The organism is Streptomyces sp. CB02058 (genome assembly GCF_001905505.1).
Lineage (GTDB): Bacteria > Actinomycetota > Actinomycetes > Streptomycetales > Streptomycetaceae > Streptomyces.
The window spans coordinates 281,082-294,936 of record NZ_LIPG01000005.1; the positions used below are offsets into that span (position 1 = coordinate 281,082).

9 protein-coding genes are annotated in these 13,855 nt (G+C 74.4%); 3 read left to right on the forward strand and 6 right to left on the reverse strand.

Annotated elements, in window-relative coordinates; genetic code table 11:
• Positions 1 to 3: 3 nt before the first annotated feature.
• The gene (locus tag AMK10_RS26235) at positions 4 to 1,335 is read right to left on the reverse strand and encodes an SGNH/GDSL hydrolase family protein (RefSeq protein ID WP_073750421.1); all 1,332 of its coding nucleotides are present in this window, start codon (positions 1,333 to 1,335) and stop codon (positions 4 to 6) included.
• A 469-nt stretch (positions 1,336 to 1,804) separates the two neighbouring features.
• Between AMK10_RS26235 and AMK10_RS26240 the strand changes: the two genes are divergently transcribed.
• Both AMK10_RS26240 and AMK10_RS26245 read left to right on the forward strand, forming a co-directional pair.
• Positions 1,805 to 3,463, forward strand: a complete 1,659-nt coding sequence (locus AMK10_RS26240) for an ABC-F family ATP-binding cassette domain-containing protein (RefSeq protein ID WP_073750422.1) — start codon at positions 1,805 to 1,807, stop codon at positions 3,461 to 3,463.
• Between the two features lie 68 nt (positions 3,464 to 3,531).
• Positions 3,532 to 4,209, forward strand: a complete 678-nt coding sequence (locus AMK10_RS26245) for a class E sortase (protein WP_073751020.1) — start codon at positions 3,532 to 3,534, stop codon at positions 4,207 to 4,209.
• Positions 4,210 to 4,263: 54 nt separating this feature from the next.
• On the opposite strand, the gene AMK10_RS26250 is transcribed toward AMK10_RS26245, so the two are convergent.
• Both AMK10_RS26250 and AMK10_RS26255 read right to left on the reverse strand, forming a co-directional pair.
• Complete coding sequence (locus AMK10_RS26250) at positions 4,264 to 6,693, reverse strand: glycoside hydrolase family 65 protein (RefSeq protein ID WP_073750423.1); 2,430 nt, start codon at positions 6,691 to 6,693, stop codon at positions 4,264 to 4,266.
• The gene (locus AMK10_RS26255; RefSeq protein WP_073750424.1) at positions 6,693 to 7,454 is read right to left on the reverse strand and encodes an HAD family hydrolase; all 762 of its coding nucleotides are present in this window, start codon (positions 7,452 to 7,454) and stop codon (positions 6,693 to 6,695) included. Before AMK10_RS26255 ends, AMK10_RS26250 begins: the two co-directional genes overlap by 1 nt.
• A gap of 229 nt (positions 7,455 to 7,683) precedes the next feature.
• On the opposite strand from AMK10_RS26255, the gene AMK10_RS26260 reads away from it, so the two are divergent.
• Entirely contained in the window at positions 7,684 to 7,911 is a 228-nt protein-coding gene (locus AMK10_RS26260; RefSeq protein WP_073750425.1) for a hypothetical protein, read from the forward strand.
• Between the two features lie 45 nt (positions 7,912 to 7,956).
• Here the strand turns inward: AMK10_RS26260 and AMK10_RS26265 are convergent, their stop codons facing one another.
• From AMK10_RS26265 to AMK10_RS26275, 3 genes are all read right to left on the reverse strand, one after another.
• Positions 7,957 to 9,288 (reverse strand): RICIN domain-containing protein, encoded by a 1,332-nt coding sequence (locus tag AMK10_RS26265; RefSeq protein WP_073750426.1) that lies wholly within the window; start codon positions 9,286 to 9,288, stop codon positions 7,957 to 7,959.
• 39 nt (positions 9,289 to 9,327) lie between these two features.
• The gene (locus AMK10_RS26270; RefSeq protein ID WP_143194989.1) at positions 9,328 to 10,335 is read right to left on the reverse strand and encodes an RICIN domain-containing protein; all 1,008 of its coding nucleotides are present in this window, start codon (positions 10,333 to 10,335) and stop codon (positions 9,328 to 9,330) included.
• Positions 10,336 to 10,668: 333 nt separating this feature from the next.
• Positions 10,669 to 13,785, reverse strand: coding sequence for a hypothetical protein (locus AMK10_RS26275; protein ID WP_073750428.1), 3,117 nt, complete (start codon positions 13,783 to 13,785; stop codon positions 10,669 to 10,671).
• Between the last annotated feature and the right edge of the window lie 70 nt (positions 13,786 to 13,855).

The following is a 13,855-nucleotide window of genomic DNA, read 5'->3' on the forward strand; positions in this document are numbered from 1 at the left end:
CCCTCAGCGCAGGAGGCGCAGGGGGACGGCGCGGGCCATCGCCTCGGCGCCCGCGTCGTTGGGGTGGAGGTGGTCGCCGCTGTCGTAGCGGGCGAGGAGGCGCTGCGGGTCCGACGGGTCGCGCAGCGCCCTGTCGAAGTCGATCACCGCGTCGTACTCCCCGCCGGTGCGGATCCAGTGGTTGAGGGCCTGGCGGGCGGCCTCGTTCTCCGGGGTGTAGAAGCCGAGGGTGTCGTCCTTGAAGGGGAGGACCGTGCCGCCGTAGGCCTTGAGGCCCCGGTCGTGCGCGCGGGCGATGATCTGGCGGTGGGCGCCGATGAGTTCCGCCGCCGTGACCCGCTCCGACTCCGGGGCGACGGTGCCGGGGTGGCCGAGGTCGTTCACGCCGAGCAGCACGATCAGGTGCTCGGCACCGGGCTGGGAGGCGACGTCGCGGTCGAAGCGGCGCAGGGCGCTCTGGCCGAAGTACGCGGCGAAGTTCTCGGCGTCGGACCCGGCCGGGGGATTGGGGTCGTGGAGAAGGCGGTTGCCGCTGATGCCCTGGTTGAGCACGCCCACCGCGTCCGGTCCCAGGGTGGTGCGCAGCCGGCCGGCGAGACGGTCCGGCCAGCGGTGGTTGGCGCCGGTCTCGGTGACGGAGCCGTCGGTGATGGAGTCGCCGAAGGCGACGACCGCCGAGGAGGACCTGCCGGTGCTCACGCTGACGCCGGTCAGGAAGTACCAGCGGTCGAAGGTCTCGGTCGGCTCGATGTCGGTGTCCCCGGTGACGTTCCCGGCGGCCCTGTAGTTGTGCTGGAGGGCGAACGCGTGGAGCGTCGAGCCCGGGGTGGGTCCGGGCAGATGGATGCTCACCACGAGGTCGGTCCCCGCGGGCACCTTCAGGGCGACCGGGTCGCTGAGGAGCGGGGCCCCCGCGGGCACGCTCACGGAGGTGCGCCCGCCGAAGGTGAGCGGCCGGTCGGTGCGCGGGTCGATGCGCGTGCCCGGTCCGCCGGCCGCGCGGGCGATCCGGGCCTCGCCGATGACCAGGGGCCCGCTGCCGAACTCGTTCGACAGCCGGACGCGGACCCGGTCCCCGCCGATGCTCGTGTGGACGGTCTGGCGGATCGTCTCGTCGTCGAAGGCCGTGGTGTCCGAGGCCGGGGTCTGTGTGGGTGTGGTGGCCCAGGTCCCGGTCCAGGAGGGGGCGCCCGCGCCCCGGGGCGCGGGCTCGGCGGAGACGGCCGGGGCCGCCGCGAGGAGCAGGGCGCCGGTGACCAGGGCCACCAGATGGCGGGCCGCGCGTCGTGCCCGTAAGGCAGTGGGGCGGGCGGGGCCCGTGGAGTGCGGTCTCATGCGGGGTCTCCTGTGCGGGAGGAAGACGGAAGGGTGTCAGGCCGGGCGGGCCTGCCGAGGAACCCTCCCCGGGCGTCACACAGCGCCGATCCCGAATGTTTCGGAACACTCCGCGATCGGGCGAGCAGACGCTAAGGAACCCGCGCCCCCGCGTCAAGACGGCGTCCCCGTGAAATCCCGGGCCGCCGGCCCGCACACGGTGTACAGTTTTTGAGTCCTGTTGTCTCCGATAGAGGTGGACGTTGCGCATCTGAGGTCCGCGATCATCGCGCGGTACGGCCCCTGCCGTAGCCCGTCACGCCGCCGTCGGCTCTCCTGCCGCCCCGTGACCCCGCGTGGATGCGACCTCGGTGCATGGACCGTCCTTCCGTTTCTCCGGAGGACCGCACCCCTTTTTCTCCTCGGCCGGTCGCCGCGTGGTGCTCGCACACGAAGCCCCTGATCACATGCTTACGACCGCGAGGATCACATGTCCCAGCCCACGCCCGCCGCGTCGCTCTCCTGCTCCGCCCTGTCCTTCAGCCACCCGGACGGCACGGAGGTCTTCGACGGGCTCTCCCTGAGCGTCCCCAGGGGCCGCACCGGTCTCGTCGGCACCAACGGCTCCGGAAAGTCCACCCTGCTGCGGCTGCTGGCCGGCCGGCTCCACCCCTCGGCGGGCTCGGTGACCGTCGGCGGTCACCTCGCGTATCTGCCGCAGAACATCACGCTCGACACGGACCTGCGTGTCGAGGACGCCCTCGGCATCACCGAGCGGCGTACGGCGCTGCGCGCGATCGAGGCCGGCGACGTCTCCGAGCAGCACTTCGAGACGGTCGGCGACGACTGGGACGTCGAGGAACGAGCCCTGGCGACCCTGGGCTCGCTCGGCCTCGGCGACGTCGGCCTCGACCGCACCGCCGGGCAGCTGTCCGGCGGCGAGACCGTGCTGCTCCGGCTGGCCGCACTGCTGCTGGAGCGCCCCGACGTGCTGCTGCTCGACGAGCCGACCAACAACCTCGACGTGTTCGCGCGTCGCCGGCTGTACGACGCCGTCGAGTCCTGGCGCTCCGGTGTGCTCCTCGTGGTCAGCCACGACCGTGACCTGCTGGAACGAGTCGACCGCATCGCCGACCTCCGCGCCGGCACGGTGAGCTGGTACGGCGGCGGCTGGTCGGCGTACGAGGAGGCGCTCGCCACCCAGCAGGAGGCGGCCGGGCGCATGGTGCGGGCCGCCGAGTCCGACGTACGCCGCCAGAAGCGCGAGCTGGAGGAGGCACAGATCAAGGTCGCCCGCCGCCAGCGGCACAACAAGAAGATGGACGCCCAGCGGCGCGCGCCGAGGATCGTCGCGGGCGAGCACAAGCGGTCGTCCCAGGAGGCCGCGGGCAAGCTGCGCGGTCTGCACGAGGACCGGCTCCAGGAGGCGCGCGAGCGGCTCGACACGGCGTCCGAGGCGATCCGTGACGACGCGGAGATCCGGGTGAAGCTCCCCCGCACCGCGGTCCCCGCGGGCCGCACGGTCCTGAGCGTGCGGGGGCTCCGGCCCCGCTTCGGCACCCTGCGCGACGGCGAACTCCACGTCCAGGGGCCCGAACGCGTCGCGCTCGTGGGACGCAACGGCGCGGGCAAGACGACGCTGCTGCGCACCCTCACCGGGGAGCTGGAACCGGAGTCGGGGGAGGCCAGGACCTTCGTGCCGCTGCGCTTCCTGCCGCAGCGCCTGGACGTGCTGGACGACTCGCTGAGCGTCGCGGCGAACGTGTCCCGTCTCGCGCCGGGGACCACGGACAACGAGATCCGCTCGCAGCTCGCGCGCTTCCTCTTCAAGGGCGCGCGGGCCGAGCAGGAGGCGGGCACCCTGTCGGGCGGGGAACGTTTCCGTGCCGCCCTCGCGGCGACGATGCTCGCCGCCCCGGCGCCCCAGCTGCTGATGCTGGACGAGCCGACCAACAATCTGGACCTGGCGAGCGTGCGGCAGCTGACGAGCGCACTCGGCTCCTACGAGGGCGCGCTCGTGATCGCCGGCCACGACCTCGCCTTCCTGGAGTCGGTCGGCATCACCCGCTGGGTGCTCGTGGGCGAGGAGCTCACGGAGACGACCGCCGAGGAGGTGCGCGAGCTGCTCGACCCGGGCGCCGCCGGGTGACCGGTGGTGTACTGGAAGGTGCGGGCCGGACCCACGGGCCCGCACCGGCCATCGACCCGGAACCCGTCATGCACCCTTCCAGGACACTCCGCCGCCTCCCCCGGGTCTGCGCGGCCGCGGTCGTCGTCGTCCTGGCCGCCGGAGGTCCGGCGGCGGTCGCGGCGGCCTCCCCGGTCGCCGCGACCACGGCGGCCACGGCGGTCGCGGCGGCCCCCGCCGACAGGACCGACCCGCGGACCGAAACCGCCGAGCTCACCGTCCCGGCGATCGGCATCACCGATCTGCGCGTGGTGCCGTACGAGGGCACGACGGACGACGCTCCGGGCACCCGTGTCCAGGACACGGGTGCCGCGGCCAGCCCGTACGGCGAGAAGGGCGGCGTCGGGCCCGGCGAGACCGGGAACTACCTGGTGACGGCCCACCGGCTCTCCGCCGGAGGTCCGTTCCACGACCTGCCGTCGCTGGAGAAGGGCGACACGGTCCTCGTCACGGAGAACGGCACGGTGTACGAGTACCGGATCACGGAGACCCGGGAGACCTCGTTCCGCTCGGAGCGCTCGCTCGCCGAGCAGCGCGCCGAGGTGCCGGGCGAACCGGGCGGGAAGCCCACCGAGGCCATGATCACCCTCTCCACCTGCGCGACCCCGGAGGACGACGCGGCCGGGAACTTCTGGCGCGACGCCCAGCACAACCCGGAGCACCGCATCGACAAGATCGGCGTACTGGTGTCGTCGCGGCCCGCGTGAACGGGGACGGCCCCCGAAACGACCGGCTCCCAGGCCCCTCTCGGGTGGCCCGTCTCAGGACCCGCCGGGCATGTCGGTGGGCAGCTCCAGCCAGCGCGCCGTCCCCGGCTGAACAACATAGGCGCTGCCGTCCAGCCTGACCCGGACGCCCGGCCGTTCCGAGTCGGGTACGGCGATCCGCAGGCGTTCGGCGCGGAGGCGCAGGTCCACGTCCCAGTGCCGCCGGAAGCGGAGCCGCATCCGGAACTTCGACAGCTGGGGCAGGGTGGCCGGCGCGAGCCACAGGGCGTCGTCGCGGGTCTCCAGGCCGGTCATGCCGCGCTGCACGAAGTCGAGCGTGCCCGCCATCGCCCCCAGGTGGATGCCCTCCTCGGTCGTACCGCCCTGGATGTCGGCGACATCACCGATCAGCGCCTCCTCGCAGTACGCCCAGGCGTCGTCGCGGTGCACCCGGGCCAGCACCCAGGCGTGGACGAGGGAGCTGAGGGTGGAGCCGTGGCTCGTGCGCTTCACGTAGTAGTCGACGGTGGCCCGCCAGGTCTCGTCGTCGAGTTCGTAGCCGAGCCTCCGGAACAGCGCGGCGAGTTCCCTGGGCGAGAAGAGGTAGCCCAGCATCAGCACATCGGCCTGCTTCGACGCCTGGTAGCGGTTGACGGTGTCCCCCTCCGCCTCCAGGATCCGGTCGAGGCGCCGGATGTTCCCGTACCGCTCCCCGTAGCCCTCCCAGTCCAGCTCGGCCAGGTCCCCGTAGCCGGCGAACTGGCTGATGACACCCCGGTGATGGGGCACGTACAGCAGGCGGGAGATCTCGTCCCAGCGGTCCGTCTCGGACGGGTCGAGCCGGATCCGGTCGAGGAGCTGCCGGCAGCGGCTCGCGGGCAGCGCGCGGCACAGCTCGCCGGCCCTCGCCAGCACCCAGGCCGCGGTCACGTTCGTGTACGTGTTGTCGTCGAGCCCCGCGGACTCGGAGTCCGGGTAGGCGTCGTGGTACTCGTCGGGTCCCACGACGCCCTTGATGCGGTAGCGCCCGAGGGACGCGTCCCACGCGGCGCTGTCCGCCCAGAAACGGGCGATCTGGAGCATCATCTCGGCGCCCTTGGAGTAGAGGTACTCCGTGTCGCCGGTCGCCTGGCAGTACTGCCACACGTTGTACGCGACCGCCGAGCCGACATGGTGCTGGAGGCGTGACCGGTCGGGCAGCCAGCGGCCCGAACGCGGGTTGAGGTGGACCTCCTGGGTCTCCTCGCGCCCCTCGTCGGCGCTCTGCCACGGATACATCGCCCCGGCCCTGCCGATCGCCTGCGCGGCGGCCTGGGCGGCGGGGAGCCGCCGGTGGCGGTAGTCGAGCAACCCCCTTGACACCTCGGGTAGATGGAGGTTCAGGAAGGGCAGGACGAACAGCTCGTCCCAGAAGACGTGCCCCCGGTACGCCTCGCCGTGCAGCCCTCGGGCCGGCACGCCGACATCGAGCTCGGCGGTGTGCGGGGAGAGCGTCTGGAGCACATGGAAGAGGTGCAGCCGCAGGATGCGTCCGGGCTCGCCGGGGACCTCCAGCTTGGCCTGCTGCCACAGATCCGCCCAGGCCCGGCGGTGGGTGGTCAGCAGCCGGGCGTACACCGGGGCCTCCTCGACGGCGGACACGGCGGCCCGCAGCGGGCTGCCGATCGCCGGGTCCCTGGAGGTGAAGAGCGCGACCGTCTTGTCGACGACGGCATCGGATTCCGGGGACAGCGGGAGCATCAGCGTCTGGTGGACCGCACGCGGCTCCTGCCGGGGCTCCGCCCGGTGGTCGCCGTTGCGCTCCGGGCCGCAGGAGGCCACCGTGCGGGCGGCCAGCGCGATACCGATGTCGGACTCGACCGTGCGGCAACGCAGCCACACCGCGGATTCCGGCTCCGTGCCGGTCTCCCAGCCGATGAGATGGCGGTCGGCGAGCTCCCGGTAGCGGGCGACACCGGTGTTGCGGATGTCGCCGTCGATCGCGGCCTCCACCTCCAGCTCCCCCGCCCAGCCATGGGCCGTGAACACCGTGTGCAGCGCGGCGAGATGGGGGTCGCCCATGTGTACGAGTCGCTCCTGCGCGACCGTCAGACGGCGGCCGTCGCCGTCCTCGTACACCGAGCGGCGCGTGAGGATTCCGCCGCGCAGGTCGAGGGACTGACGGTGCTCCGCCAGATACGGGTGGTCGGGGGTCAGCCAGGGGCCGGGGCCGGCGCCCTCGGGGTGGATGCGGTAGCGCAGCGGCAGCCAGTTGGGGAGGTTGACCATGTCCTCGTTCTCGACCTGGCGGCCCTGGACGGACGAGGTCAGACGGTTGTAGCAGCCCGCCGCGTAGGTGCCCGGGTAGTGCGACTTCGCCGCCGGTGTCTCGGGCGCGGCTCCCCGGGTGGCGAAGTAGCCGTTGCCGAGGGTGCACAGGGCTTCGCGCAGGCGCTCCTTCTCCGGGTCGTACCCCTCGTACGCCCAGACCCAGCCCCGCGCCATCAGTTCGCCCCGCTGATCAGCAGGTCCCCCGGATCGGACACCACCAGGTCAGCGCCGTGCCGGCGCAGGGCGGCGGCGCCCTCGGAGGTGTCCGAGCGGTCCACACCGACGACCAGACCGAAGCCCCCGCGCCTGCCCGCCTCGACCCCGGCGAGCGCGTCCTCCACGACACCACTGTCCCCCGGCGGGACGCCCAGGCGCCGGGCCGCCTCGATGAACAGGGCGGGATCGGGCTTGCCGGGCAGTTCCAGGCGGCGCGCCTCGTTGCCGTCGACCACGGCCGTGAACAGGTCCAGGAGACCGGCACCGGCCAGCAGTTCGGTCGCGTGCCGGGAGGCGGAGGCGGCGGCGATCGGCACCCGCGCGTCGCGCAGCACGCGCAGGAGACGCACCGTGCCCGGCCAGACGGCGATCGGATGGGTGCGCAGGCTCTCGGTGAACGCCTTGTCCTTGCGCGCGGCGACGGCCCACACGGTCCCGGTTCCCGGCGGGTCGTCGGGGGTGCCCTCGGGGAGGTCGATCCCCCGGGACGCGAGGAAGGCGGAGGCGCCGTCCTTGCGCGCCTTGCCGTCGACGTAACTCCGGTAGTCGTCGGCCTCGTCGAACGGCCGCTGCCCCTCATGGGTGGCGAGACAGGCGTCGAACGCCTCCTTCCAGGCCGAGGCGTGGGCCGTCGCGGAGTCGGTGATCACGCCGTCCGTGTCGAAGACGACGGCGTGCACGGAGAGCAGGACTGCGGCCGGTGACGGTGCGCGTGCCATGACCGGATGGTCCCTTCGTCGAGGCGTTCCCCCGTTCCATGGCACCAGGTTCCGGGCCGGGCCGCTTCCTGTAGCTCCTGCGGTCTTCCGTCGCGCGCTGCCGGGAGGGCCCGTCGGGTACCCCGGGCGGCACGCTGGCGGAGCACGTCCGGAAGCACGTTTCCCGGGCCCAGCAGGGTAAAAAGTCGGAAAAGTTTCTCATTGTCCGATGTTGGATTACCGTAAAGACATGGCCAGTACCGAGCGTCAGACCGACCGGCAGGCGGAGTACGCGTGTCCTGCCTGCAAGAAGCCCGTCGACACCGTCCTCGAGCGGCACAAGACCCTCGGCATCTTCGTCCCCCACTGGGGTCCCGGGTCCTGCCACAACCCCCACTGCCACAGGTACGGGGAGAAGCCCCGGGCCGCCGGGACGACGCGCCACTCCCGTGAGTCCGTCTCCCACGGGTCCGCCTGAGAGCGGGGTCCGCCCGAGAGCTGTCCCGTCCGGCCCGGGCCCGGGTCAGGCCTTCGACCAGGTCTGGTTGGGTCCGCCGGAGCAGGGGAACAGCACGGCCGGGGTGCCGTTGGCGGTGTTCGCCTGATAGATGTCCACGCACTTGGTGGCGATCCTGGCGACCAGGTCCTGGGTGGAGTTGAGGTAGAACTGCTGGGCCGGGTTGCCGCTGCAGTAGGCCACCTGGATCGCGGTGAGATCCTCCGTCGACGCCCAGGCGACGTCCATGCACATCCCCAGGGCGCGTACGGTGCCGTCCGCCCTGAAGTCCCAGCGCTGGGCGGCCGATCCGTCGCACGGCCACAGGGTGAGCTGGGTGCCGTCCTTTCCGGACCCCGCGCTGAGGCACTTGCCCGACTGGGCGCTGACCAGGGCGTTCCCGGGAGGCTTGGGCGCCGTGCCGGCCGACTTGCCGGTGCTCCTGGCCGCTGTCGCCTTCGGTGACGCGGCGGGCTTCTTCTTCACCGTGGCGGGCTCGGTGGACGCCTTCTCGCCGCCGGGGGCGGGTGCGGGCCTGGTGGCGGTCTTCGGCCCCTTGTCCACGGGGCCCGTCGAGGAGGCGGAGGGCGAGGGCGAAGGAGAGGGGGACGCGGCGGTGAAGGCACCGGGCCTGCGGGAGGAGCCGTCCTGGAGCACGGTGCCCGTCGTGGGCGAGGTGACCAGCTGGGCCGCGCCGTCGTCCCGGCCGCCGTCGGAGGCCAGCGCGAAGGGCAGGGCGATCAGCAGGGAACCGACGATCGCGGCGGCGGCCAGCAGCGGCTTCCTGGGCCGTCCCCCGACGGCGGCCTCCCCGTCGGCACCGGGGCCGCCGGGCACGGCGGAGGCCGCCGCTGCCGCCGCTGCCGGGGGCTCGGTGGAGGTCGCCGACACCGCCGCGGCCGGCGACCCCGGGGCGCCCGCCCCGGGGCCGCCGGCCGCACCGGCCGGACCCACCCGACCGGCCTGACCGGCCTGACCCTCAGGGCCCGCCCGACCGGCCGCCTCGGGGGCACCAGCCCGGCTCGCCGCCGCGACCTCGCCGGCCGTACCGCTCCCGCCGGCCGTCGTGGCTCCGCCGGTGGTCCCCGCCTCGCCGGTCGTCGTGGCTCCGCCGGTGGTCCCCGCCTCGCCGGCCGTCGTGGCTGCGGTCGTCGTGGCTTCGCCCGCCGCCGGGGTCGCGGCGGTGGGTTCCTCGGGCGAGGCGGTGGCGGGCGGTGCGGCTGCGGGGACGAGGGCGGTACCGGGTGCGCCGGGGCCCGCGGGCAGCGCGACCGCCTGGCGGACGGAGGGCGGGCCGGGCCGGCCTGACGGGGTCGGCGCTGCGGCCCCGCTGCCTCCGGAAACCGGGGGAACGGACATCGGATCACATCCTCCGTGAGGTGGGGGGTGGGCAGGTGCTCAGGCGAACGACCAGAGATGGTCGTCCTGGGCGGAGCAGCCGTACACGGTGAGGTTGGCGCCCCGGCCGCCCGATCCGCCCAGGCCCGCGACGTCCAGGCAGAGGCCCGCGCTCTTGTGGTTGCGAATCCAGAACGCGCCGTCGGCCCTCTTGTCCAGGTACCACATCTGGTTGTCCCCGGAGCCCGGGTTGCAGTGCCACTCGTAGACGGCGGTCCTGGCGGGCTTGGCCCCGTAGTCCGGCAGATCCAGGCAGTAGTTGTCCTTGCCGTTGCGGACCGTGAACAGGTCCGCGCCGCCGGGGCCCGCACCCTTCTGGTTGACCACCAGGTCCCACAGCTGGTTGTCGCGGCTGGTGCCGTCGCAGGTGAACTGCTCCACGGAGCCGTTGAGTTGGCCCTTGCCGTAGTTCGGCACATCGACGCACAGGCCGGTCATCCGGTTCTTGATGAGGATGCCCGTGACGGTCGAGAACCGCGCACCCGTGGGCAGCGCGCCTCCGGCACGTACGGCGGCGCGGCGGGTGGCGGCCGTGGGTGAGGGCGCCGTCTTCGCGGGCTTCTCCGCCGACTCCTTCCGCGTACCGCTCGCCGGGGCGCGACCGGTGTCCGCGGCGGGACGCGCCGAAGGCGACGGCCCGGCGGACTCCTTCCGTGTACCCGAGGTGGGCGAGGGCGTCGCCGAGGGCGAGGCGGGCACATAACTCCCCGGGGTGCCGCCCGAGCGGCCCGAGTCGTGCGGCAGCACGTCGGACGAGACGGACGCCGCGGTGGGTCGCGTCCGGGTGTCGTCGTCGCTCATCCCCATGAAGAGGAGCGGTACGCCGATGAGCAGGCTCCCGCCGATCGCGGCAGCGGCGAGCAACGGCTTGTTGGGGCGCGGGGACGGCGGGTCGCCGGCGGCCGTGGTCGCCGCGGGCGGCTCCGCGGCACCGCCCGCGCCCGACGCGGCGGCAGTCCCGCCGTCGGGCTCGGCGGTGGAGGCGCCGGGGCCCGGTTCGGGTGCCACGGGGGTGCTGCCCACCGTCCGGGCGCGGCCCGTCGTGCCGGTCCGTGCGGTTTCGCCCGTTGCCGGTTCACCCGCCGCCGGTTCACCCGGCTCAGGCTCACGTGCCGCCGGTTCGCCTGCCGTCGACGCGCTCGGCTCCGGTCCACTCGCGCCCGGTCCGGCCGTCGGTGCACCCGGCTCCGGTTCACTCGCGCCCGGTCCGCCTCCGGTCCTGCCTGCCGCCGGTGTGCGCGGGGCGAGGGCGGGGTTCGGTGCGGCGGGTCCGGAGACCTGGGGGAGCGCCGTGGCGCGGCGCACCGCCGGTTGTGCGGTGCCTTCTTCACTTGCCATGGGTCACTCGCTTCCGTCGCTGTGGGGGAGGCCGACCGGTCCGGCACAGCGGCCGGGCCAGGGGCCCGTGGCCGCCGCGTCGGGGCTCCGGCTCAGCGAGGCGTCCAGTCGCGCGAGCGCGGCCTCGTCCTGCTCGTCGAGCGGTGTCCCGCCGGGGGCGGACTCCCCGGGGATTCCAGGGAGTTCACGCAGGAGAATCAGAGGGGAGGCGGGCGCACCGCCGCCCTGGCGGACAGCCAGGACCCGGAACACCGTGCCCGGCGGGAAGACCACCTCGTCGGTCCGGGTGTTCTCCACCGGCCCGTCGAACAGCTGCCGCACCCGGCGCCCGGTGACCGACCAGATCACGTACCGCGCACCTCCGGGCGGTGGCTCACCGCTGCCGACGGGCAGCGCGCTGACGGGCCCGGCGTCCCTCAGCAGACTGCCCGGCGCCGGGGCCACCCCCGCGCCCGCACCCCGCACGGCCGCGCCCCGGAAGGCGGGCAGGCGACGCAGCCCCGAGGCCACACAGGCGGCGTACGGCAGAAGCCGCCCGTCGCCCGAACCGAGGGCGCGGTGCAGTGCGGCATGGCTCAACGGCCCTTCCGTGCAGCGCAGATAGAGGCTCAGCGCGATCAGGTCGGCCCGGGCTGCCTCCTGCTCCTGGCCGCGCAGCGCGGGCATCCGCGTGAGCATCCGGGCCACGGCGGCCCCGTAACGCTCCCACTCGGCCTCCGCGACCCCCCGGAACGCGACCCGGTCCTCCTCGGTGCTGCTGTACCCGGGCAGGAACGGCGCCGGGGCGAAGTCCCCGGCCCCTCGGACGACGCCGGTCGCCGGGGTCTCGCCCTCGGGTGGAGTCGGTACGGGCCCGGGCACGGAGGAGGTCGCGACGGATCGGGCGGGCGGGGCGGACACGGTCACGGTGGGCTGCCCGGAGGTCGTGGCCGCGGGAACGGGAGGTGCGGGGTCGCCCTCGGGCGCCGTGGAGGAACCCGAGGAGGCCGGGGTGCCCGAGGAGGCCGGGGTGCCCGAAGGTGCTGAGGCGCTCCCAGTCGCAGCGGAACCCGAGCTCGGCTCGGCAGCACCGGCCGGTTCAGGGTCGCCGTGTCCGGGAGCGGCCCCGGTAACCGCCGTACGCGTCGGAGAAGGCCCACCTCCCGTGGTGCCGGCGACGGGAGCACGGCCCGGCGTCCGCCCGGGCGTGGCGGCCGGGGTCTCGGGCGGGCCCACCGGCTCCGGGTCCGGGTCGGGCTCCAGGAGCTGGGCCAGCGGAATCCGGGGACGGGACGCGCCCGGACGCGAGGCGGAAGTCGGCCCGGAAGCCCGGACCGGAGACGGCGAAGCCGAACCAGAACCGGAAGCCGAGGCGGAGGAAGAAGCCGAAGCCGCGACCGAAGCAGCCGCAGGCACGGCCGTGGACGCAGACGCCGTATCAGGATCAGGCGCAGACGCCGGAGCAGGAGCCGGATCAGGAGCGGACGTCGAGGTCGGAACAGGAGCCGAAGCAGCCCCATGCGCCGAACGCGACGCCGCGACCGGAGCGGACGCGGCCCCCGAGGCAGGCGCAACGCCCCGGCCCGGCGCAGCGGACGACGCGGACGCACCTGCCGGGTCGGGCACGCCGCCCCGCGTGGACGTCCCCGCGGCAGGAGCCCTGGGCGCCGTGACCGCCGGAGTACGGGGCGCAGACGCCGCAGACGCCGCCCTCGCCGTCGCGTGCCCCGCCCCGCGCCCGGCCATACGCCCCGGCACCGTCCCCGGCACCGGGAGCTTCCCGAAACGGAGGCTTCGCAGATGGTGCAGGCCGGCCAGGTGACGCAGGGCCTGGCCTCCGTCCACGCAGGTGCCGTGCACCACGAGCCGGGCGCGGGCGCAGACGTCCGCGCCGAGCGCGCCCAGCAGCCGGGACAGTTCCGGCCAGAGCGACGCGTCCAGCGGTTCGCCGGTCCGGCCCACCTCGATCACCGGGCCGTCCGCCGCCACCGGGCGTCCGGCGAGGGGCGCGGGTTCGCCGTCCGGGCCGCCGACCCACAGGCCTGCCCGGGTCACGCCGACCTGCCAGCGGTCGGAGAGCGGCAGCACCCCCTGCTCGCCCGCGCCTCGGCCGGGGACCGGAGAGGTCCAGCGCAGCAGCCGGGGTTCCTTCCCGGGCGGGCACACCACGGCGTCCACATACGGGTGCCAGCGCGGGACCCCCTCGGCGTCGGCGAGGGTCGCGCGCACGGAGTACCGGTCCGTCAGGCCGCCGGCCGGGAGCAGCGGCAGCCCGGTGTGGACGACGACCTCGTGGCCGAGCGACCCGGCGAGCGACCTCCCCGCCTCCAGTACGTCGCTGCGTCCCCCCGGGGCGATCCTGACCCGGGAGCGTGCCGCCGTGGGCAGCGACCCGACGGCCTCGGCCACGTCGGCCGGCAGCACGTCCTCCCCGTCCGGTACGCCGACGAGGACCAGCGGCCCGCTCCGGTCCACCGGTATCGCGTAGCAGAGGTCCCCGAGGCGCGGAGCGATGGCGTCCCTGGGCCGTACCAGCAGCCCGGCGGGTATCTGCTCGACCACGCATCCGCCCGCCGTGCTCCGTACCCCGGCCGCGGGTCCCGGCTGCCACACGGGAGCAGGCTGCCTCGGGCCCAGGGCGACCGGCTCGGCCCCCGGCGAGAAGCGCCACCAGCCGGCCTCCGTACGGGAGCCGGGGCGTACGCCGGGGACGAAGAGCCCGCCGCCCGGCACGACCAGGACGACCGCGTCGGGCGCGATCACCTCCAGCCCCCAGGCGTCGGCGATGCGGCGGGCGGGGGCCTCATGGTCCGGGCCGTCGAGTCCGGCACCGGACATGACCAGCCTGACGGAGGTGACGTCCTCCTCACGGAGCGAGTCGAGCAGCGTGGCCAGCCGTGGCCACAGCGCGTCGGCCATCGACTCGTCGGCCCCGGTCACCACGGTCACCGTGCCGTCGTCGTCGGCAGCCAGGGAGCGGGCGAGATCGCCGATGTCGGCGGTGCTCAGCGCGTCGTCCGACGGCGACCGCAGCAGCACGACGCCGTCGTACTCCTCGACGGCGAAGACCGTCCCGTCAGGGGCGGGCGGCTCGACGGTGTGCCTCGACGCCGCCCTGCGTCTCAGGGACCATCGGCTCACCGCACGGCTCCGGGCTCAGTCATACGGTCCTCACGTGTCGACGCGGCGTTCACCACACCCGCCCCAGACC